Below are 23,267 nucleotides of genomic sequence, written 5' to 3' on the forward strand. Positions count from 1 at the left end.
TGTCCGGCGGACTGGAATGGCCGCATGAGTCATTCTCTGCTACGACAAGCGTGTCGATCTGATGTTTGGCGACTCATTGTGCGGTATGGTACGAAGTTGCTGTAATGAAATAAGTATTTACAGTCAGTCGGTGGCCGTTTAACCAATGTTTAGGGATTTTCTACCAAATATTAATGGGTCGTTGTAGCGTGCTGCTAGGCGATCGTCGCAAGTGCCTGATTTGGGTGCAGGAATGTCGAATCTCTGTCGGGTTGCGTTTGTAGATGACCATCCTGTCCTGCTCGATGGCATCGCGGTGCTTTTTGGCCGCAATCCCGCGTTTGAAGTCGTTGCGACAGGGAATTCCGCCGATGCAGCGCTCCGCATCGTCGAGAAGCACGCCCCGGAAATACTGTTCCTCGACCTGAGCATGCCGGGCAATGTATTCGGCGCGATCGCGGAGATCTCGCGCAGCCAGCCCAATGTCAAGACGGTCGTCTTCACTGCATTCTCCAGCGTCGACTCCGCACTGCGCGCCCTCGATGCTGGCGCCATGGGCTTTGTGCTGAAGGGCAGCACGCTGACCGAGATGTTCGAAGCAACCGAGGCGGTCCGGCACGGCGAGCTTTTCATCACCAAGCAGTACGCCAGCCAGGTGATGGGCGGCCTGAGAAACCGGGCGCGACAGGACGAGATCAACAGGGCGATCAAGCTCAGCGTGCGCGAGAAGCAGATACTCGAGCACCTGATGCACGGCAGGACCAATCGGGAGATTGCCGACAGCCTCCTGCTCAGCGAAAAAACGGTCAAGCACTACATGACCAACATGATGAGCAAGCTGCACGCCCGCAACCGGGTCGAGCTGGTCATCGAAGCGCAGAAGTCCGGCCAGCGCGAGCAGTTCGCACCTGCTAGGTACTGATCGGCAGCGTAACGCGGATCTTCCGGCCGCGCGGTCGCAGCGCCGTGATCTCGAGCGTTCCCTTCAGCGCGCCGACGCGGTTGCGCATTCCGGCAAGCCCGAGCTTGTGGCCCGCCTTGGGCGCCTCGTCGCTGGGGGCGGTCCCGCCTGTATCGGCAACTTCGATGATGAGGTCGGTCGCAATGCCCCGCGCGCTGACGGTCACCTCGGCCCCCGGTGCGTGCTTGAATGCGTTGGTGAGGCCCTCCTGCACGACCCTGTAAGCGCAGGTCTTGACGGCATCGGAGACTGTCTCCGGCAAGTCACTGAACGTCGCGAACACCTTGGAGCCCGTCAGGTCCTCGTGGCGGAAGACCGCGAGTTCCAGCGTCTCGCGGATGCCGATGTCGCCGATCTCCGGGAGGCTGAGGCCGGCCGAGTTGTTGCGCAGTTCGGCGAGGCACGTCTGGGTGATGGTGATGAGTTCGTCGACCTGACTGGCGGAGAGCCCTTCCGGTGGCACCGACGAGGTCCCCGCGGACAGGCGTAGCATTACGAGGCTCAGCAACTGCACCGGCCCATCGTGCAGGTCGGAGCCGATCCGGGCCAGCAGGTGCTCGTTCGCTTCGCTCGCATCCAGCCTGGCCCTGTCGGCGCTCAGCATCAACTCGCGGTTGAGCGATGCCAGCTGCTGGGCATCCTCGACGTGTTGCCGAAGGTCGGCCCGCTGGCGAGCAATCGTGAGCGTGCCGTGATGCACGATGAAGTAGAGCGCCCCGAGCATGAGGGCGGTCGTCAGGCTCACAGTCATGAAGGTCGTGGTCCGGCTGTTCGCGAGCTCCGAGACCAGGAGGTCGGCCTCCTCGTAGAGCTCTCCTACGGCAATGACCTCGCCGGTTCGCAGGTCGTGCAGAGGCGCGTAGACCTCGATCAGGGGAACGCCCAGGTCGTTCTCGTGCTCGCTTTCGGGCGTATCCGCGTCATCGAGCGCGACGACCGTCTTGCCGCTTGCCGCCGCCGGCACGTCGTCCACGTCGAAGACTTCGCCGACATTCTCCTTAAGGGTGCTGTAGAGCAGCTTGCCGTTGAGCGACCAGATCTTGATCGAGACAAGGCGTTCGCCGAGCGGCGTGTCTACGAACAGCGCGTCGAGCTCGCCCACTTCCTGCGCTGTAAGCGGACCTTCCGGCGCCATCTGCTGGATATGCGGCTCGAGAAACGCACCGAGGAATGCTGCCCATTCCTCGCCGGCCGTGCGCAGCGCCGTCTGCCTGATGAGGTCCCCCACCAGCGTTCCAAGGATCGCCATCGACAGGGTCAGGACGAGTCCGCCGACGGCAAGGAATTGTACCGACAGGCTGAGATTTCCCCACCTGGGGAGGGTGAAGGTTCGGGACTTTGGTCTGATCAGATCCGGCACCAAAGTCCTGCACCTCGGAAGGTCGAAGGGGGAAGCAGATCACCAGACCTTCTACGCTAACGCTCGACCACGAGAACCGGCAACCCTCAGGGTAAGGCAATCCCCCGTGTTCGGCGTGGGTTGCAGGGGCGCGCTCAGGTCCCCGTCAGCAGGAGGGTTACCATGGTTACCTACATCCGGTCGGATCTCGACTTCATCCTCGCGCAGATCAAGATCGCCGAGGACCACGCGCTTTATGTGCAGAGCGGCGGGACGCAGGGTAAGCCGCTCTACGGACCCGGCGGTTCGATCCCGACCTACAATCTCTCCTGGGGCCTGCGCTCCGTCGACGGGACCAACAACAACCTCCTCCATCCGACCTGGGGCTCGGCCGACCAGCCCTTCCCGGAGAACCTGGGCACGGTGTGGCGTCCGGGGCAGGTGATGAATTTCGGGCCCGCCGGCTCCACGGCTGCGACCTATCTGCCGATGTCGGGCACTCCGACTTCGTCGCAGGATCCGAACTTCCTAGTGGTCGACTCGAGCCTCCGAACGATTTCGAACCTGATCGTCGACCAGACCCTCGCCAACCCCTCCGCGATCCTCACCGCCCTGCAGCGCGCCGGCGTCGATGCCGGCCAGCAGATGGCCATCACCGCGCAGATCTCGGCTGCCTATGCACCGGTCCGCCCGCTCTATGAAGACCTGGGCGATGCGCAGCGCGCCTACGCCAACGCTTCCGCCGCCGCAGCCGCGAGCCCGAACAACGTCGCACTGCAACAGGCTGCCGCAACTGCCTTGGCGGCTGTCAACGCAGCCGAACAGGCAATCGCCGACTCTCCGGCAAATGCTGCGCTCCTCACCCTGCTCGAGGCCAACGGCATCGAGATGGACGGGCTCAACGTATCGATCCCGAACGTTGCGCCGGACGAGGGCCTGTCCGCGCCCTTCAACTCGTGGTTCACGCTGTTTGGCCAGTTCTTCGATCACGGCCTCGACCTCGTCGGCAAGGGCGGGAGCGGTACGGTCTACATCCCGCTCCTCCCCGACGACCCGCTCTTCAACGCCGCCACACCGGGGCTCAACTTCATGGTGCTCACCCGCGCCACGGTGCTGCCCGGCCCCGATGGCAATATGGGCACCGCCGACGACATCCGCCCAGTCAACACCACGACGCCGTTCGTCGACCAGAACCAGACCTACACCTCGCACCCCTCGCACCAGGTGTTCCTGCGCGAGTATGCGCTGAACGCGGCCGGCAAGCCGGTCTCGACGGGTGAGCTTATTCAGGGCGTGCACGGCGGCATGGCGACGTGGCTCGACGTCAAGATTCAGGCGGCCGATCTGCTCGGCATCCAACTCCTGGACTCCGACGTCGGCAACATTCCGCTATTGGCGACCGACGCCTATGGCGAGTTCATCCGTGGCGCCAACGGGTATCCGCAGATCGTCACCGGGACAGGTCTGATCGAAGGCAATCCGGCGGCCAATGGCGGCCTCGGCGTGCTGCTGCCGGCCAATACGGTCTACACCGGGCATGCATTCCTTGCCGATATCGCGCACAGCGCGGTGCCGACAGGCCTCGCTGACGGCGACATCGAGATCGGTCTCAACAATCCGGGCAACTTGCCGGGCGTCTATGACAACGAGTTGCTCGACGCGCACTACATCGCCGGCGATGGCCGCGCAAACGAGAACATCGGCCTGACCGCCGTGCACCACGTGTTCCATGCCGAGCACAACCGGCTGGTCGAGCACACCAAGGTTACGGTGCTCGAGTCGCGCGACGCGGCCTTCATCAACGAATGGCTGCTGACCGATCTGACCCAGGCACAGGTTGATGCACTGGTCATTCCGCCGGAGGGGCCGGCGCGTGACACGTTCCTCGCCACCTTCACCTGGGATGGCGAGCGGCTGTTCCAGACAGCCAAGTTCGGCACCGAGATGCAGTACCAGCATCTGGTGTTCGAGGAGTTCGCCCGCAAGATTCAGCCCAACATCAACGTCTTCCTCGTCCCGGACGGGTATGACGTGACGATCAACCCGGACATCGTCGCCGAGTTTGCGCACGTGGTCTACCGCTTCGGGCACTCGATGCTGACCGAGTCGATCGACCGGTACGACCCGACTTTCACCGATAGCGATATCGCCCTCGTCGAGGGCTTCCTCAACCCGGTTCAGTTCGAGACCAACGGGACCACCTCGCCGGTCGACGCCGAGATCGCGGCTGGCGCCATCATCCGCGGCATGACGCGGCAGGTCGGCAACCAGATCGACGAGTTCGTCACGAGCGCCCTCCGCAACAACCTGCTCGGGCTGCCACTCGACCTCGCGACCATCAACCTCGCCCGCGGCCGCGATACGGGCGTGCCCTCGCTCAATGCGACGCGCCGCGAGTTCTATGAGGCGACCAACGAGGAATCGCTGCTCAAGCCCTATGAGAGTTGGGTCGATTTCGCCGGACACCTCAAGAACGAAGCCTCGATCATCAACTTCATAGCGGCCTATGGCACGCACTCGCTGATCACCGGTGAGACCACCGTGGAGGGCAAGCGCGACGCCGCGCTGACCCTGATCACGGGCGTCGCCGTGGGCAAGTTCGCTCTGATCCCCGGTTTCGTCGTGCCGACGGACGCCGTGGACTTCCTCAACGCCACCGGCACCTATGCCGGCGGCGCGCTCGGCGGCCTCGAGAATGTCGACCTGTGGATCGGCGGCCTTGCCGAAGAGACCATGCCGTTCGGCGGCATGCTGGGCTCAACCTTCAACTTCGTCTTCGAGACGCAGATGGAGAAGCTGCAGAACGGCGACCGCTTCTACTACCTGCAGCGCCTTGATGGCCTGCACCTGTTCAGCGAGATGGAGGCCAATTCGTTTGCCGCCATGATCATGCGGAACACCGACGCCACGCACCTGCCTTCGGACGTGTTCTCGACCCCCGGCCTCATCCTCGAGGTTGACCGGACCAAGCAGTACAACGAGGGCCTGGGCGAAACGGCCGGCGCCGACGGCATCCTGCTCGATGACCCGAATACCGCGGTCAACGAAGCCGCCGACAACCTCGGCAACGACCCGACCGGCGGCGGCATCCTGACCCCGCTGGTGATCCGCAACAACCCGGCCACGGTCGGGCCGGACACCAACTACCTGCGCTATACCGGTGACGAGCACGTGCTGCTCGGCGGCACAGACCAGGCCGACATCCTGATCGGCAGCATCGGTGACGACACGTTCTTCGGCGATGGCGGCAATGATCGGATCGACGGCGGGTTCGGCAACGACATCATCAATGGCGGCGACGGCGACGACATCATCCGCGATGCCGGCGGCGACGACAACATCAAGGCCGGCAAGGGCAATGACGTGGTCAACGCCGGCAACGGTCTCGACCTGGTGCTCGCCGGCGACGGCCAGGACTTCGTGGTGCTGGGCACCGACATGGGTTCGGAGGTGTTCGGCGGCCTCGGCAACGACTTCATCCTGGGCAACAAGAACGCCGAGCGCATTCTCGGCAACGAGGGCGACGACTGGCTGGAGACCGGCACGTTCGACGGCGCGCCCGGCGACAACTTCGACGAGATCTTCGCCCGTGACGGCATCGACGGAAACGATGTGTTTCTCGGCGATGGCGGTTTCGACGAGTTCATCGGCGAGGGTGGTGACGACGTCTTCGTGGGCAGCCCCGGCCGCGGCAAGATGGCCGGCATGTCGGGCTTCGACTGGGCGACCTACAAGGACAACGCCGCCTTCGTGAATGCCGACCTGTCGGTGGGCATCGTGTTCGACGAGGCGCCCACCCTGCCGCAGAACTCCGCGCTCGACGAGTTCGAGTCCGTGGAGGGTCTCTCCGGCACCCAGTTCGACGACGTGCTCAAGGGCTCGAACGAAGACGCGACCACCATGCTGCCGCTCGCCCAGGGCGGCTCGACCGGGTACCTCGGCAGCGCACTCGACGCCCAGGGCATAGCGCTCATCAATGGCCTGCAGGCCGTACTCGGCGCCGGCGTCACCTCGTTCGCCTCGGGCGATATCATCCTTGGCGGTGACGGCAGCGATCGCATCTACGGCCAGGGTGGCGACGATATCATCGATGGCGACAAGTGGCTGAACGTTCGCATCAGCATCCGCCAGTTCGTCGTCGGGACCCCCGGCGGGATGGGTGCCGAACTCTATGGCGCCAACAACCTCAAGAGCATGACCAGCCCGGTCACCATCAACGGCGTCACCAAGCCGCTGACTGCCTGGATGCTCGAGGGCACCATCAATCCCGGCCAGTTGACGATCGTACGTGAAATCCTCTCGGACCCGACACCGGGCAACAGCATCGACACCGCTGTGTTCCTGGGCAATCGCTCGGAATACACATTCGCCGCGACCGCGGACGGGCAGGTGATCGTCACGCATGCGATCGAGAACCAGCTCGATGGTACCGACAAGCTGCGCAACATCGAAAAGGTCGAGTTTCTCGACGGCAACGCGCTGAACATCATCACCGGCACTCCGTACAACGATAACGGCGTTGCGCCGCTAGGCGCTCCGCCGCTGAACCAGCCGGTGCTCAACGGCACGGCAACCGGCGACCTGATCCTCGGCCTCGCGGGCACCGACGTGCTCAACGGCCTCGGCGGCAACGACGTCCTCGTCGGCGGCGCTGGCGGCAACACGGGGACCTTTGCAGACGACTTCAGCTCGACCAGCAACAACAATCGCTACAACGACTCCGACGGCACGCTGACCTGGGCATCGAACTGGAGCGAGTCGGGCGACGACAACAGTTCCACGTCCGCGAACGGCCAGATCCGTGTCACCGATGGGGTGCTACAGTTCGACTCCGGCGACGGCGCCTCGATACAGCGCACGTTCAACCTCACCGGCGCTACGGCCGTGAATCTGAGGTACTCCATCGCCGAACAGAACCTCGACCTGAACACCGACGACGCCATCAACGTGTGGTTCTCCCGCGACGGCACCGAGGCGAACTATGTCCTGATCGACACTATCAACAGTGCCACCAACACCGCCTCCCGCAACATCGACCTCTCCGGCTACGGGCCATTCGGGACGGCGTCCATCCGCTTCGTCGCTTCCGGACTTGAGGCAACGGCTGGCAGCTCCGACATCGTCAACATCGACAATCTCGTGGTGACGGCATCCATTCCCACTCTCCACATCGGAACGGACACGCTCAACGGTGGAGCCGGCGACGACACCTACTCGTTCACGATGGGGGATGGCGACGACGTCATCAACGAGCTCAACAACGAGGGCTCGGCCGACCTGATCTCGATCCTCGCCCCGACCACGGGCGTCGATCCGGCGACCGACCTGCCGATCCGGACATTGACGGCGTTGAATGCCGCCGACAATGACCAGGGTACCGCCAATGGCGACCTGGTGCTCAACTACAGCCTGACGGACGGCGCGACTACGGTCGCGCAGACCATCACCGTGGTGAACCACTTCGACGGTGCGAACAACACCCAGCAGGGCGTCGAGCGCATCAACTTCAACGGCGCCAGCTTTGCCGGCTACGCACTCGGCAGCGCGGACTACCTGATCAGCCGGACCGATCCGGCGAACCGGGACAGTGCCGCCAACGGCGTCAACCTCTCCACCTCGCTGGCCAACAATATGATCGTCGGCGAGAACGGGACCGCCGACGCGATTACCGGTGGTCTCGGCAATGACCTGATCTTCGGCGGCACCGGCGACAACGACCTGTTCGGCGGCGACGGCGACGACCTGCTCGTCGGCGGCTCGGGTAATGGCGACGATGACCTGATCGATGGCGGCCTCGGGGCAGACACGATGGTCGGCCTCGCCGGCAACGACGACTACGTGGTCGACGACGTGCTCGACGTCGTGGTGGAGGCCGCAGGTGGCGGCACCGACGAGGTGCTGACCGAAATGGCCGCGCTCTCCATCGAGCTCATGGCGAACGTCGAGAACCTCACCTACACCGGCATCGATGCCGACCAGTTCGTCGGTACCGGCAACAGCATCGCCAACGTCATCTCCGGCGGCGACCTGGCCGATACGCTGAACGGCCTTGCCGGCAACGACACGCTCAATGGCGGTCTGGGCGCCGATATCCTCAACGGCGGCGACGACAACGACACGCTGAACGGCGGCGACGACAACGACACATTGAACGGTGGCCTCGGCAACGACACTCTAGATGGCGACGCCGGAGCCGACACCATGACAGGCGGTGACGGCAATGATGTCTATATCGTCGACGATGCCGGCGACACGGTCAGCGAGACCAATGCGGCCGCGGCCGGCGGTATCGACCGGGTCGAGTCCTCGGTGAGCTTCGTCCTCGGAGCAAATGTCGAGAACCTGACGTTGACCGGCGGTACTGCCGCGATCAACGGCAGCGGTAATGCACTCGCCAACACGATCCTCGGCAACGACGGCAACAACCAGCTGTTCGGCGGGGACGGGGCCGACACCATCACCGGCGACGACGGCAACGACCTGATCGACGCCGGCCGGGGTGACGACAACATCATCGGCACCGACAACGACGACAACGACATAATCATCGGCGGTGCCGGCAACGATACGATCAACGTCGGCGGTGGCTTCAATACCCTCGTCTACAACGCGGGCGGTTTCGGCAACGACACCATCACCAGCTTCGACGCTGATGGCGGCCAGGCCACCAACCAGGACAAGATCGACCTGAGCGGCCTGGGTATCACATCGGTCAACTTCGCGGCCCGCGTGACTGAAACTGCAGTCACCGGACCGGCCGGCCGGCTGCTTACCATCAACGACGGCAACGGCAACGTGCTGGGCACGATCCGCATCAATGGCGTCACCGACGCCCAGATCGACATCAGCGACTTCACCCTCGCGACCGTCCCGACGACCACGATCAATGGCCTCCAGACCGCCCAGACCACGACCGGCGGAGCGGCCGCGGAGATCATCAACGCCAATGGCGGCAACGACACGGTCAACGCCAATGGCGGCAACGACGACGTCAGGGGCGGCGAGGGCGCCGACGTGCTCAATGGCGGCGACGGCAACGACACGCTGTCGGGCGGTATCGGTTCGAACACCGGCACCTACGCCGATACCTTCCAGACAGTCTCTTACAGCAACAGCAACGGTACGGTCCCGTGGGTGGGTGGCTGGACCGAGGGTGGTGGCGAAACGACAGATCCGAACGCTGGAGATATTCAGATCAACACCGCCAACGGCAGCCGGCTTCACTTCGAGGAAGGCATCGACGGTGGCGAGTTCATCCAGCGCTCGTTCAATCTGACCGGAGCGACATCGGCCTCGGTTCAGTTCACCTACGTGGGGGATAGCAGCCTCACGGGCACCGAGAACGTGACCGTCCAGGCCTGGAACCACACCACGAGCAGCTGGCAGACCTTGACCGGCGGCGTTCTGAGCACGGCGAGCGGCACCTTCAATGTCGCCTTGACGGCTGCTCAGATCGGGCCTCAGTCGGCCATACGCTTCCAGGCCAATGGCGCCTGGGATAATGGCGACAACTTCTTCGTCGACAACTTCACCGTCACCGTCACGGCTCCGAACCTCAACGCCGGAGTCGACACCATCAACGGCGATGCCGGCGACGACACGATCACCTGGGCCGCGAACGCGGCAGGCACGCCGACAGACGGCCGCGACGTCGTCAACGGTGGCACCGAGATCGCCCTCGGCGACACCTTCGCCATCACGGGTAATTCCGAATCCGAAACCTACCGCATCTACGCGATGACGGCCGGGCAGAACGCGACGCTTGCCGCAACGCTCGGAACAGTCTTCGCGGCGGGCACCGAGATCGTCATCACCCGCACCGTCGGTGCGACGACTTCGGTGGTGGCCGAGCTCTCCGAGATCGAGGAAATCCGTATCAACGGCGCGGATCCCTCCGGTAACGGCAGCTCGGGTGGCGACAGCTACGAGGTGTTCGGCGACTTCTCCTCGACCAGCCTGCGCCTCAACACCATCACCATCGATGGCGACGCCGGCAACGACACGATCGACATCACCGGGCTCGACTCGGCCCACCGCATCGTGTTCCGCTCCAATGGCGGGCACGACACCATCATCGGGACGCTGCGCCCCGAGGACGTGATCGAACTGCCGGGCGGAGCAAGCGCCTCCGGGTATCAGAGCACGACCGACCAGGACGGCGTCACGACCGTGACCAACGGCACCAACTCGGTCAGCTACAAGTCGACCGGCACCGGACCGCAGATTGGTGGTCCGGGTACTGGTGGCGAGCAAGAAGAAGCGCCGCCCAGCCCCGTGGTGTCAGAAGAAGAGGACGAGGTAGCTCTCGCACCCCGCACCGGCACCTCCCGCAGCGACATTCTCACCGGGACGAGCTCTGACGACCATCTGATCGGGCTTGAAGGCAACGACGTGATCATCGGCCGCGGCGGCGCGGACCTACTGCTGGCAGGAGCTGGCGCGGATTTCGTCGCGGGCTCGGCGGGCCAGGACACCATCTACGCCGACGCCGGCAATGACACCGCCATGGGTGGCGATGATGCCGACCTGATCTATGGCGGAGATGGTGACGATCGCCTCTTCGGCAACGATGGCAACGACACGATCGACGGTGGCAACGGCAACGACAAGGCCATCGGCGGACATGGCAACGATCGGTTCGTCGCCCAGGTGAACGACGGCAACGACTCGTACTTCGGCGACGACATGTCAGGCGGCAACGGCAACGATACGCTCGACATGGCCGCGATCACCGCCAACATCACCGTCGACCTGGGCACGGGTGCCCAGGGGCACGGCAGCGCAACGAGCTCCCAGTCGGGTTCGGATACGCTGTGGGGGATCGAGAACGTCGTTACCGGCTCGGGCGCCGACAGGATCATCGCCAGCGAAGCCGTCAACGTGATGAACGGCGGTGCAGGGAACGACACGTTTGTCTTCAAGTCGGTGGCTGCCGCCAATGGCGACACGATCGTCGGCTTCCAGGCGGGCGACAAGATCGACCTGAGCAACATCGACGCCAACACGACCGTCTCCGGCAACCAGGCCTTCGGCACCACCATCGTCAGTTCGGGCGTGGCCGCCGTCGGTCAGCTGCTCGTCACACATGAGACGATCAACGGCGTCGAACACACGGTGATCCAAGGCAATGTCGACGGCGACAACCCCGCCGAGTTCAAGCTGAACATCGTGGGGAACCACAACCTCACGGCCAGCGACTTCACGCTCTGATCTGTCGGGGCGGTGCCAATGGCACCGCCCCGTTTCGATAGCTGCAAGCGAGATCGTTGGGGACCCTTATGCGCATCAACAATACCAAGGCGCTGGCCGAAGAGCGCGTCAACGACGCGCTCAAGCGCGAGTTCCGGGGGATCGGGCTCTACCTGTTCTCCGTCTCGGGCATCATCAACATCCTCGCCCTCACCGGCGCGTTCTACATGCTGCAGATCTACGATCGGGCGCTCGCCAGCGGCAGCATCCCGACGCTGGTGGCCATTTCCGCCCTCGCCATCGGCCTCTATCTCTTCCAGGGGCTGTTCGACATCGTGCGCTCCCAGATCCTCGTGCGCGTCGGTGCGCGCCTCGATCGCAAGTTCGCCCCGATCGCCCACAAGGTTGCGATCGACATGCCGCGGTTCGGTTTCTCCACCGCCGAGTCGCTCGAGCGTGGCCGGGACGTCGATACCGTTCGCGGCTTCCTCGGCAGCCAGGGACCGATGGCGATCTTCGATATGCCATGGATGCCGGTCTACATGATCTTCGTGTACCTGCTGCACCCGCTGCTCGGTGCCATGACGCTCGGCGGCGCCGTGATCCTGACACTGCTGACGATCATCAACGAGCTGCTTTCGCGCCGCCTCGCCAATGCGACGCAGCAGGCCGTCGTCAGCCGCAACGCCGTCGCCGATTCCAATGCGCGCAACGCCGATATCCTGAAGGCCATGGGCTTTGCCGGCCGTGCCGTCGCCAGGTACGACAAAGCCAATCGCGAGCACCTGACGCTCCAGACCAGGGGCAACGACATCAGCGGCACGCTGGGCGCCATGTCCCGCGTGCTGCGCATGCTGCTGCAATCGGCGCTCTTGGGCCTCGGGGCCTATCTCACCATCATCGGCGATCTTTCCGCTGGTGCCATCATCGCCTCGTCAGTGGCTGCAACCAGAGCCCTTGCTCCCATCGACCTGGCCATCGGCAACTGGAAGAACGTCGTCGGGGCCCGCAACTCCATGCGCCGCCTGCGTGACACGCTGGTCTCCCTCGGCGACGCCAAGGAGCCGATGCCGCTGCCGGCGCCCGCGAAGTCCCTCAAGGTCGACAAGATCACCGTCTCGGCGCCCGCCAATGGCCGCGTCCTCCTGAGCGAGGTGAACTTCGAGCTCCAGGCCGGACAGGCCCTCGGGATCATCGGACCCAGCGCCGGCGGCAAGACGACTCTCGCCAAGGCCCTTACCGGCATCTGGCCGACGTTGCGCGGCAGCGTGCGGCTCGACGACGCCGACCTCGGCCAGTGGTCCGACGAAGCACTGGGCAGCCACGTCGGCTACCTACCGCAGGACGTTGGCCTGCTTGACGCGACGATCGCCGAGAACATCTCGCGGCTGGGCGTCACTCCCGATCCCGCCCGCATCGTGGCTGCGGCCAAGGCTGCCGGCGTCCACGACATGATCGTGCGGCTCGACGGCGGCTACGACACGCCGCTTGGCCCCCAGGGCAACGTCCTCTCGGCCGGTGAGCGCCAGCGCATCGGCCTCGCCCGCGCGCTCTATGGCGACCCCTTCCTCGTCGTGATGGACGAACCGAACTCCAACCTCGACGGCGAGGGCGAGCAGGCGCTGACGCGCGCCATCGAGGGGATCAGGGAGCGTGGGGGCATCGCGGTGATCATCGCCCACCGCCCCAGCGCCCTCGTCGCCGTCAACCTCGTTGCGGTGATCCAGAACGGCCGCATGACGGCATTCGGGCCCAAGGACGAAGTGCTGCAGCCGCAGCGCACGACCAGCAACGTGGCCCGGGCCGACTTCTCCAAGGGAGGGGCAGTCGCATGACGATCCAGGTAAAAGGCACCAAGGAAGCCGAAGCCGCCTCCCCGGCCGAACGCTACCGCTTCCGGCCGAGCCAGGCCGCGACCAGGCTTCCGTTGTTCTTCGGCGTCGTTCTCGCCGCAGTCCTCGGCTTCATCAAGACGGCGATGTCCTCGACGGAAGTGACGGTTCACAATGAACCCGAAGCGACGGCGGATCAACGACCGCGCGGCATGCCGTCCGCACCGTCCGATGACGCGAGCCAGTCGGCCAAATCGGCAGCCGCCGAAGATGGGGAGACAACCAAGTCCCCAGGGGTGCGCGATGATTTCGACAGCACCCGCTCGTTCCATCGCACCGACAATGTGGTGCCGTTCCCGGTCCGCAAGCACACGCTGGTCGACTCCCCGCCGATCGACAGTTCCAGCATCCTTGCCCCACAGGCACCGCCCCCGATTGAGGCCGAGCCCCAGGCCGGCGAGCGTGCTCGTGTCCAGGGCGGCTCCTCGACGCAGTCGCCAGGCAGCGGCGGAGGCGCGTCGTCCGGCGAGCCACAGCGGCGCAACCGTGCGCCCGATGTCCGCGATGGGCCGATCCTGCTGCAGGAGGCGTTTGCGGGGACCGCCGTCGTCATCGGCCTCGATCAGTTGCTGGCGCAGGCCGTCGATCGAGATGGGGATCAGCTCACGGTCAGGAACGTCACCGTCTCCTCGGGGGCGATCGTCCAGACGGAGGCGGGCTTCATCTACAACTCGGGCCCACAGGCCGCCGCAGGCCAGGTCCAGGTCAACTTCGAGATCAGCGACGGCACGACGAGCGTCCCCCGCACGGCCTTCATTCCGATTGTCCGCGGTCCCGTCAACGGGACCGAGGCCGCAGATCAGATCGCGGGCACCGAGGGACCCGACACGATCCATGCCCTCGCCGGCGCCGACCTTGTCAGCTCCCTGGGCGGAGACGACTTCATCGTCGGTGGAGACGGCGACGACAAGATTTCCGCAGGTGCCGGCAACGATGTGGTCTGGGCCGGCGCCGGCAATGACGTCGTCCTCGGCGGAGATGGCAAGGACACGCTGTCCGGCGGCGATGGCGATGATCGGCTGGCCGGCGAGGCAGGGAGCGACGTGCTGCTCGGCGAGGCGGGGAACGACATGCTCCTGGGCGGCGCCGATGACGATACGGTCGTCGGAGGGGAGGGCGCCGACATCATTGATGGTGGCGAAGGTGCCGATCTCCTGCAGGGAGACGCGGGCGCCGATGAAATCCACGACGGCGCTGGCGAAGACATCGTTTTCGGCGGTGAGGGCAACGACCTGGCCGTCGCCGCGATGGATGCAACCGTCGACTACCTCGAGGGCGGCGAGGGCTTCGACACCATCGACTATTCCGCCGCCAGCGCGCCGATCACCTTCGACCTCACTGCCGGCTCGATCATCAGCGACGAGGCCGGAGACGACAAGTTCAGCGGCTTCGAGGCCGTCGTCGGCGGCAGCGGTGCCGACATCTTCATGGTCGGCGACGCCGAGATGCAGCTGACCGGGGGCGACGGAGAAGACACCTTCATCTTCGCGCTGCCGGAGGACGTCGATCGACCGACGCTGGTCCACGACATCCTCGATTTCGTGGTCGGCGATCACATCCAGGTCGAGGCGTTCGAGTTCACGATGTCCCAGGACGAGGCCGCCGAGGATCGCTTTGGTCACTACTACCGTGACCGGGACGAGGATGATCCGAACGCCCTCAGGCTGCGCATCCGCTACGTCGATGACGATGATGGCAAGGAGCTAACGGTCTTCGAATTCGACACCGACGGCAACTTCGAGTTCGAGATGACCGTCACCGTTCAGGGCCATCAGCAGCCCTTCGTCTACGAAACCGCTGCGGTCTAGGGGAGCACGAGGATGGCTACGTTCGATATCCCGACGGGTGGCGCTGCCAGCTTCGAAAAGCGCAAGCCGGCCAAGCGTGTCCGCGAGAAGTCCTTCGGGCTTGGCGGGCATGTCGCCTTCGGCTTCGTGCTCGCCTTCGCCCTGATCGGTGGCTGCGGCTACTGGGTGTCCAATACCGTCATATCTGGCGCCATCATCGCGCCGGGACTCGTCAAGGTCGTCGAGGACGTCAAGACCGTCCAGCACCGCGACGGCGGTATCGTCGCCGAGATCGCGGTCCGCCAGGGCGATACGGTCGAGGCCGGCCAGTTGCTGATCCGGCTCGACGATGCGCAGACCCGCGCCGAGCTCGCGATCATCAACGGGCAGCTCGGCGAGCTGAACGGGCGCCGTATGCGCCTCGTCGCCGAGCGGGACGGCAGCACCGAGCTGGTGTTCCCGGATACGTTCGACGCCGCCGATCCGGCACTTGCCGACCTGATTGCCGGAGAGAGCAAGCTGTTTGCCGGCAACCTCCTGAACCGGACCCGGCTCAAGGCCCAGCTCGAACTGCAGCAGCAGCAGCTCGACCAGGAACTTGCCGGCCTGCAGTCGCAGCTCGACTCCCTCAACGACGAGATCTCGCTCGTTTCATCCGAACACCGGAACCTTGTGCTGCTCAAGGAGAACGGCCTCATCGAGGGGTCACGTGTTGCCGCCAGCAGCCGTGACCTCACCCGCATGGAAGGCCAGCTCGGCGAGATCAGCGCCTCGATGGCTCGCACCCAGTCGCGCATGGGCGAAGTTGCCCTGCAAATCCTCGCCGTCGATGAAACCGCCCGCAACGATGCGCAGCGCGAGCTCCGCCAGCTCGACGCCCTCCTCGCCGAGCTCGAAGAGCGCGGCATAGCGATCGAGGACCGGCTGTCGCGAACCGACATCCGGGCGCCGACAGCCGGCACGGTGAACGAGCTGCATGTCACGACCATCGGCGGCATTGTCACGCCCGCCGAGACGCTGGTCACCATCGTTCCCGCCGATGCCGAACTGCAGGTCGAGGTGCGCCTGCGCACCATCGACGTCGACCAGATCACCGTCGGTGGACCCGCACGGCTGCGGTTCTCTGCCTTCAACTCCCGCACCACCCCCGAGGTGAAGGGCGCAGTCCGCCGGGTCTCGGCCGCGGCGCAACGCGACCCCGCGACCGGCGAGACCTACTACCTCGCCGATATCTCCTTCGACCGCAACGAACTGGCCGACAGCCTCGATCTCCGCCCCGGCATGCCCGTCGAAGCTTTCGTCGAGACCGCGCAGATGACCCCGCTGGCCTACCTCGCCAAGCCGTTCACCGATCAGATCGCGAGGGCGTTCCGGGAGGAGTAAGGGCGAGGGCTGTTGGTGGTGCGACGGCGGGCTGGGGAGTGAACTCTCTCCTGCCAACTGGTGCGTTAACGTACCATCAACCACAAATCCGGCCATCTGAGGCGGGTATCGTCGCGATTCGTCTTGCTGTCGTTCCATCAGCGGAAAAGCTCGCCGGGCGAAGTGCAGTGCCCGGTTCGGTTCAATATTTCCTAGAGCAATTCCATGACGAAGATCCTGCCTGTCCTCATCGCGCTAGCCCTGCTGCCGTCGCTACAGCTTCCCGCCCTTGCGGGTACGCAGCTCGCCAATTCCGGCCTCAGCCCCTACTGTGGTCCCGATGGGGCCGCAAACTACAAAGCCCCGGGTGGCTTCTGCGACCAGCTCGACGACCTCAACACGCTGATGCCCAAGGGTGATGGCGAAGTGTGCGGCAACGTGGCCGAGACGCGCATCACCTTTGACGACAAGTCTGGCCGCCTCCTTGTTGCCGTGCCGGACTACGATCCCTGCTGCCACGTCACCTGGCTGAACAATGTTGACCTGCCGGTCGAAGCCATCCGCGTGGCCACGGCCTGCTGACAATCCTCGTCGGCGGTAACGCCGACATCGGATCACATATGTGAATGCCGGCTCCGCAGGCCGGCATTTCACTTCCGTGACTGTCGCTAGGCCTGTCAGGCGATGAGCGGCAATTTGCAACGGCGCAAGCGCCTTCCCCAGCGCATCGATCTTCGATACTCGTCCCGCCGCACGTGTAGATGGCCGGCTCCTCCGGGAGGCGGACTGGTTCGAGTTCGGAATAGCGCATGATCCGCCTGGAAAGTATCGGCAAGCAGAACGGCAAGCAGATCGTCTTCATCGAGGCGTCGGCCTCGCTGCTCAGAGGCGAGAAGGCCGGCCTCGTCGGTCCCAACGGGGCGGGCAAGACCACGCTGTTCCGCATGATCATCGGCGAGGAGCAGCCCGATGAGGGGCAGGTCTCCGTCGATCGCGGCACCAGCATCGGCTATTTCAGCCAGGATGTCGGCGAGATGAGCGGTCGCAGCGTCGTGGCCGAAGTGATGGACGGCGCCGGGCCGGTCAGCGAACTCATGGCCGAAATGGCTGTCCTCGAAGCCGCCATGGCCGATCCGGATCAGGCCGACGCCATGGACGACATCATCGTCCGCTATGGCGACGTGCAGGGCCGCTTCCAGGAGCTAGACGGCTATTCGCTCGATGGCCGCGCCCGCGAGGTGCTCGACGGCTTGGGCTTCTCGCAGGAGATGATGGAGGGCGATGTCGGCGCGCTGTCGGGCGGCTGGAAGATGCGCGTGGCGCTGGCCCGCATCCTGCTGATGGCGCCCGATGTGCTGCTGCTCGACGAGCCGAGCAACCACCTCGACCTCGAGAGCCTGATCTGGCTCGAGGCCTTCCTCAAGACCTATTCCGGCGCGATCCTTATGACCTCGCACGATCGCGAGTTCATGAACCGCATCGTCAACAAGATCGTCGAGATCGATGGGGGCGCGCTGACCTCCTACACCGGCGACTACGATTTCTATCAGCAGCAGCGCGCGCTGTCCGACAAGCAGCAGCAGGCCCAGTTCGAGCGCCAGCAGGCGATGCTCGCCAAGGAGATCGCCTTCATCGAGCGCTTCAAGGCGCGCGCCTCGCATGCCGCGCAGGTGCAGAGCCGGGTCAAGAAGCTGGACAAGATCGACCGGGTCGAGCCGCCAAAGCGCCGGCAGACCGTCAATTTCGAGTTCCGCCCTGCGCCGCGGTCCGGCGAAGACGTCGTGATGCTGAAGAACGTCGCCAAGCGCTATGGCAGCCGTACCATCTACGATGGCTTCAGTTTCCATATCCGCCGCCAGGAACGCTGGTGCATCATGGGCATCAACGGCGCCGGCAAGTCCACGCTGCTGAAGCTGGTCGCTGGCGCGGCCGATCCCGACGACGGGACGGTCAACCGCGGCCCCAGTGTCAAGATGGGCTATTTCGCCCAGCACGCAATGGACGTGCTGGATGGCGACCGCACGGTGTTCGAAACGCTGCAGGACAATTTCCCGCAGGCGAACCAGGCGCCGCTGAGGGCGCTGGCCGGCTGCTTCGGCTTTTCAGGCGACGAGATCGACAAGAAATGCCGGGTGCTGTCGGGTGGCGAGAAGGCCCGCCTCGTGATGGCGATCCTGCTGTTCGATCCGCCGAACCTGCTGGTGCTCGACGAGCCGACCAACCACCTCGACATCTCCACCAAGCAGATGCTGATCTCAGCGCTGTCGCAGTACGAAGGCACGATGCTCTTCGTCTCGCACGATCGGCACTTCCTCGCCGCGCTGTCCAACCGCGTGCTCGAACTGACGCCCGAGGGCATCCACACCTACGGTGGCGGCTATACCGAGTATGTGCAGAGCACCGGCCAGGAGGCGCCGGGCCTGCGCAGCTGAGCCGGAGCCACGCTCCCGGACGAGTTGGGCCCGCGTAATACCACTTCCTGGCCCTGCGGGTCGCCGTCGGCTCGGACCAGACAGGAAGTTCATGGATTCCCAATAGCTTGAGTCATCGCGCCCGGCTGTTCTGGAACCAGCACAAAAAGCCCGAAGCCGCAGAGTGGTCTTCTTGACTCCGACATGAGATCGATCTCAGCATGGGATCGGTCCCACATGGACCGGGGGAGAGTTCGGGGCGAATGGCGACCATCACTGATGTGTCGAAGCGGGCGGGGGTATCCCGTTCCACCGTCTCCCGGGTCGTTGCCGGCAACGGCTATGTCTCGGAGGCGAAGCGTCGCGACATCGAGAAAGCCATCGCCGAACTCGGCTACCGTCCGAACACGCTGGCCCGGTCCCTCCGTTCCAACCGCACGAACATGATCGGCGCGGTGATGGTGGACGTGGGTACGGCCTACTTCGCCAACATGGTCTATGGCCTGCAGCGGGCTACGCGCCGCGCCGGCAAGGCCCTGATGGTGAGTTCGGGCTATGCCGACCAGGACGAGGAAGCGCGCGCCATCATCGAACTTGTCGATCGCTCCTGCGACGGCATCCTGCTCTATGTCGAGCAGCCCGTACGTGCCGACGCGGCGGAAATCCTCCGCTCAGCCCGCATCCCCGTGGTGAACGTCGGCAGCAAGGGCGGCGAGGTGGCGCAGGGAACCGTGACGCTCGATAATTTCGGCGGCGCCCGCGATGCGCTCAACTTCCTGCTCGCACGCGGTCACCGCAAGATCGTCTACCTCTCCGGCCAACCCGATTTCGGCGACACCATCGCGCGCCGCCAGGGCATTGCCGCGGCGCTGGCCGAGCACGGGATGAGCATGGACGATATCTATGTCGTCGGTGGCGAGTTCAGCCAGGAGTTCGGGTACGCGGCCACCATCGCACTGATCGAGGAGGGCCGCGATTTCACGGCGATCTTCGCCGGCGACGACGACATGGCAGCCGGTGTCCTGCAGGCGCTGCGGCACAAGGGCAAGTCCGTACCGGACGAGATTTCGGTCATCGGTTTCGACGACACCTTTCACGCGCAACACCTGTGGCCGCCGCTGACGACGATCAGGCAGCCGGTCGATACGATCGGCGAGACAGCGGGCACGCTGCTTCTGAAGCTGCTGAGTGAGCCCGGTTCCGGACCGCTCAGGTCCGTCGTCGACACCGAACTCATCGTTCGCGAGAGCGTGGGGCCGGCACGAGATCAGTCGAGGGAGGCATAGGGAGCAAGGATCGAACCGCGTGTCCGGCGGAGGGAAGCCGGGCAGGGCGGGGACGTGACTGAGCCATCGGCACGGCCCCGCCGCGGCCGAGGCAGGGAGTTTATGGGATCGATCTCACACTCAGATGTGGGCGACCCGTCAACAGGAGGAAAGATTGCTTAGAACCAGTTGTTTGACGGTCCTGGCCGGCGTTCTGCTGACCACGAGCGCGTTTGCGCAGGACGAAGTGATCCTGCGGTTGTTGCCGTATCACACCGACGCAATGGTGGAGAATTTCAACCCGAACAATCCCACCGGCCCGCAGCAGCGGACGCGCGACTTCACCTACGAGCCGATGTGGATCGACAACCTGTGGCACCCGGGTGAGAACGAGGCGGCGCTCGCCGTGTCGTTCGAGATCCCCGAGGACCTCAAGAGCATCACCTACAAGCTGCGCGAAGGGGTGAAGTGGAGCGACGGCGAAGATTTCGACGCCGACGACGTGGTGTTCAGCTTCGAGTACGCCAAGGCGCACCCCGACTTCCCGATGGGCATCGACGTGTACAATGCCGAGGCCGGCACCGGTAACGTCGTCAGCGCCGAGAAGATCGACGACCACACCGTCAAGTTCAACCTCAACAAGCCCGATGCGCTGGCCCGCTATGGCCTTGCCGGCCTCTATCCGCTGCCCGAGCACATCTGGAAGTCGGTTGACGATCCGAAGAACTTCGCCAACCTCAATCCGGTGGCCACCGGTCCCTGGACCAAGGTACGCAACTTCTCGCGCAACGGCTACGAAATCTGCCGCAATGAGCTCAGCCGCTTCAACGCCGAAAATGCGATCGACTGCCTGAAATTCCCGCAGATGAACGGCAACGAGCAGACCGTGGCCGCTCTCTCAGCGGGCGAACTCGATTGGCTCGGCGACGGACTCACCGACCCCGACGTGACCTTCCTGCCGCAGTCCGAGTTCAACAATTACTGGCTGCCCGCCGGGTCGGACGTGAACCTGCAGCTCAACACCACCAAGGCGCCCTTCAACAACCTCGAGTTCCGCAAGGCCATGTCGGTCGCCATCGATCGCGACACGCTGGTCGAGATTTCGACCTTCGGGCTGACGACGCACACGAAGTTCCCGATCGGCACCGGTGAGATGTTCAACACCTGGTACAACGAGGCGGCGCTCGAGCCCTATACCTGGCTGATGAAGTACGATGCGGAGAAGGCCAAGGAACTGCTCGACACGGCCGGGTTCGTCGACAAGGACGGCGACGGCTGGCGCGACAATCCGGATGGCACGCCCATCGCCTTCGGTATCTCCATGCCGTCGGGCTGGACCGACTGGGTCAACACCGGGCAGACCGTGGCCGAGAACCTTCAGGACGTCGGCATCAACGCCAGCCTGAAGACGATGGACCAGGGCGCCTGGTTCGACGGCGTGCCGCAGGGCAACTTCGACGTCTACGTGATGTGGACCAATGGTGGCCCGACGCCGCACAGCCAGTATCACCCGATGTTCAATCCGCGCCAGATGGTGCCCGGCCAGATCGACTTCCAGGCCATGCACCAGATGCCGCTGCCGGCTGCCGAGGAGGCGCTCGTCCGCTTCCAAAGCACGTCCGACCGCGATGCGCAACTCGCGGCTCTGCTCGAGGTGCACAAGGCCGTGGCCGAGAACGTGCCGGTGGTGTCGCTGTTCGCCAACCCGACCTGGTTCGAGTACTCGACCCGCCGCTTCACCGGCTGGGTGACCAAGGAGAACCCGTTCGTCCGTCCGCAGGTGCATGACGGCACCCGCGAACGCGTCTTGCACGCCCTGGCATTGAAGCCGATCGCGCAGCACTAAGGCTCGAATCCGCGGGCGATCCCCAGGAGTCCCAACGCTCCTGTGTGGATCACCCCGGTGTAGCGGGCGGAGGCGGTCCATCCGGCTCCGCCCGGCACTGGCGAAGGAACAGGACGGATGATCTTTCTGCTGCGGCGGCTCGCCTTCTATCTGGCGGCGCTCCTTGTCGCGATCACGCTGAACTTCTTCATACCCCGGCTGATGCCGGGCGATCCCTCGGCACGCATCATTGCGTCGTTCCAGGGCCGGCTCAACGAGTCGCAGATCCAGGCGATCCGCCAGTCCTACGGCCTCACGGGTTCGCTGTGGGAGCAGTACCTCACCTATCTGGGAAGCGTCGCGCGGCTCGATTTCGGCATTTCGACGGTGCAGTTCCCCGAGCCGACGGCGTCGCTGCTGTTCTACGGCGCCGGCTGGACGCTGGTGCTGGTGGGCATCGCCATCTTCTTTGCCTTCATCATCGGTTCGCTGATGGGCATCCACGCCGCCTGGCACCGCGGCAGCTTCTTCGACAGCGTGTTCACGCCGATCAATGTGATCCTCAACGCCTTTACCCCCGCGATCGTGGCGCTGCTGCTGTTCTACGCCTTCTCGCTGGAGCTCAAGTGGTTCCCCCTGGGGCGGGCACATGATCCCAACCTGATGCCGGGCTGGTATCCTGAGTTCATCCTCAGCGTCCTCTACCACGCCACCCTGCCGGTGCTTTCGATCTTCCTCGTCAGTTTCGGCGGCTGGCATCTGGGCATGCGCAACGTGATGATCAACCTGCTCAACGAGGACTTCGTCGTGCTGGCGAGGGCCAAGGGCCTGTCGGACCAGCGCGTGCGCTACCGCTACGTGGCCCGGAACGCGATCCTGCCGCAAATCACCGCGCTGGCCCTGTCTATCGGGTTCCTCCTCGGCGGGGCGCTGGTGACCGAGCAGGTGTTCAACTACCCGGGCCTCGGCAAGTTCACCTTCACCGCCATCCAGAGCCGGGACTACTCCTTCATCCAGGGGCAGCTCCTGCTGCTCACCATGTCGGTGCTGGTGGCGAACCTCGTTTCCGACATCGCGAATGTCATCCTCGATCCCCGCCTGAGACGCTGAGAAGGCAAGCAGATGAGCGAACTCACTCAGTCGTCACCCCTTGCGCTCGGAGCGCAGCCGGACACGGGCGCGGCACTTGCTCCCACGCAGCTCGAGCTGATGCGCGAGCTGGGCGTCAAGCCCCGGCCGGGCTGGACCAGCCGACTG

General features: G+C 64.6%; 11 protein-coding genes. 10 read left to right on the forward strand and 1 reads right to left on the reverse strand.

Annotated features, from left to right (window positions below; all coding sequences use genetic code 11):
• Window positions 1-232 precede the first annotated feature (232 nt).
• Window positions 233-901 carry a LuxR C-terminal-related transcriptional regulator gene (locus PRN20_RS15445; RefSeq protein WP_273958436.1) on the forward strand — a complete coding sequence of 223 codons (669 nt, stop codon included), beginning with the start codon at window positions 233-235 and terminating at the stop codon, window positions 899-901.
• On the opposite strand, the gene PRN20_RS15450 is transcribed toward PRN20_RS15445, so the two are convergent.
• Complete coding sequence (locus PRN20_RS15450; protein WP_273958437.1) at window positions 891-2,300, reverse strand: sensor histidine kinase; 1,410 nt, start codon at window positions 2,298-2,300, stop codon at window positions 891-893. The two genes, PRN20_RS15445 and PRN20_RS15450, sit on opposite strands and share 11 nt — an antisense overlap.
• A 162-nt stretch (window positions 2,301-2,462) precedes the next feature.
• Here PRN20_RS15450 and PRN20_RS15455 point away from each other — a divergent pair, with 162 nt between their 5' ends.
• The 9 genes from PRN20_RS15455 (at window position 2,463) to PRN20_RS15495 (ending at window position 23,120) form a co-directional block, all read left to right on the forward strand.
• On the forward strand, window positions 2,463-11,489 hold the full coding sequence (locus PRN20_RS15455; RefSeq protein WP_273958439.1) for a peroxidase family protein: 9,027 nt from the start codon (window positions 2,463-2,465) through the stop codon (window positions 11,487-11,489).
• Between the two features lie 68 nt (window positions 11,490-11,557).
• On the forward strand, window positions 11,558-13,303 hold the full coding sequence (locus PRN20_RS15460; RefSeq protein ID WP_273958440.1) for a type I secretion system permease/ATPase: 1,746 nt from the start codon (window positions 11,558-11,560) through the stop codon (window positions 13,301-13,303).
• Window positions 13,300-15,168, forward strand: coding sequence for a calcium-binding protein (locus PRN20_RS15465; RefSeq protein ID WP_273958441.1), 1,869 nt, complete (start codon window positions 13,300-13,302; stop codon window positions 15,166-15,168). The genes PRN20_RS15460 and PRN20_RS15465 overlap by 4 nt, the downstream gene beginning before the upstream one ends.
• A 12-nt stretch (window positions 15,169-15,180) precedes the next feature.
• Entirely contained in the window at window positions 15,181-16,530 is a 1,350-nt protein-coding gene (locus tag PRN20_RS15470) for an HlyD family type I secretion periplasmic adaptor subunit (protein ID WP_273958442.1), read from the forward strand.
• 204 nt (window positions 16,531-16,734) lie between these two features.
• On the forward strand, window positions 16,735-17,091 hold the full coding sequence (locus tag PRN20_RS15475) for a hypothetical protein (protein ID WP_273958443.1): 357 nt from the start codon (window positions 16,735-16,737) through the stop codon (window positions 17,089-17,091).
• A gap of 227 nt (window positions 17,092-17,318) precedes the next feature.
• Window positions 17,319-18,941, forward strand: coding sequence for an ABC-F family ATP-binding cassette domain-containing protein (locus PRN20_RS15480; protein WP_273958444.1), 1,623 nt, complete (start codon window positions 17,319-17,321; stop codon window positions 18,939-18,941).
• A 242-nt stretch (window positions 18,942-19,183) separates the two neighbouring features.
• Window positions 19,184-20,206 (forward strand): LacI family DNA-binding transcriptional regulator, encoded by a 1,023-nt coding sequence (locus PRN20_RS15485; RefSeq protein WP_273958445.1) that lies wholly within the window; start codon window positions 19,184-19,186, stop codon window positions 20,204-20,206.
• 154 nt (window positions 20,207-20,360) lie between these two features.
• Entirely contained in the window at window positions 20,361-22,031 is a 1,671-nt protein-coding gene (locus tag PRN20_RS15490) for an ABC transporter substrate-binding protein (RefSeq protein ID WP_273958446.1), read from the forward strand.
• A gap of 117 nt (window positions 22,032-22,148) precedes the next feature.
• A complete protein-coding gene (locus PRN20_RS15495) occupies window positions 22,149-23,120 on the forward strand; it encodes an ABC transporter permease (protein WP_273958447.1) in 972 nt (323 codons plus the stop codon).
• The last annotated feature ends 147 nt before the right edge of the window (window positions 23,121-23,267 follow it).

The organism is Devosia sp. ZB163, from assembly GCF_028613635.1.
Taxonomy (GTDB): domain Bacteria; phylum Pseudomonadota; class Alphaproteobacteria; order Rhizobiales; family Devosiaceae; genus Devosia_A.

What these genes read in the sequence shown, in the direction of transcription:
- PRN20_RS15445 (WP_273958436.1), top strand. Translation starts at nt 233, where the DNA reads ATGTCGAATCTCTGTCGGGTTGCGTTTGTAGATGACCATCCTGTCCTG.
- PRN20_RS15455 (WP_273958439.1), top strand. Translation starts at nt 2,463, where the DNA reads ATGGTTACCTACATCCGGTCGGATCTCGACTTCATCCTCGCGCAGATC.
- PRN20_RS15460 (WP_273958440.1), top strand. Translation starts at nt 11,558, where the DNA reads ATGCGCATCAACAATACCAAGGCGCTGGCCGAAGAGCGCGTCAACGAC.
- PRN20_RS15465 (WP_273958441.1), top strand. Translation starts at nt 13,300, where the DNA reads ATGACGATCCAGGTAAAAGGCACCAAGGAAGCCGAAGCCGCCTCCCCG.
- PRN20_RS15470 (WP_273958442.1), top strand. Translation starts at nt 15,181, where the DNA reads ATGGCTACGTTCGATATCCCGACGGGTGGCGCTGCCAGCTTCGAAAAG.
- PRN20_RS15475 (WP_273958443.1), top strand. Translation starts at nt 16,735, where the DNA reads ATGACGAAGATCCTGCCTGTCCTCATCGCGCTAGCCCTGCTGCCGTCG.
- PRN20_RS15480 (WP_273958444.1), top strand. Translation starts at nt 17,319, where the DNA reads ATGATCCGCCTGGAAAGTATCGGCAAGCAGAACGGCAAGCAGATCGTC.
- PRN20_RS15485 (WP_273958445.1), top strand. Translation starts at nt 19,184, where the DNA reads ATGGCGACCATCACTGATGTGTCGAAGCGGGCGGGGGTATCCCGTTCC.
- PRN20_RS15495 (WP_273958447.1), top strand. Translation starts at nt 22,149, where the DNA reads ATGATCTTTCTGCTGCGGCGGCTCGCCTTCTATCTGGCGGCGCTCCTT.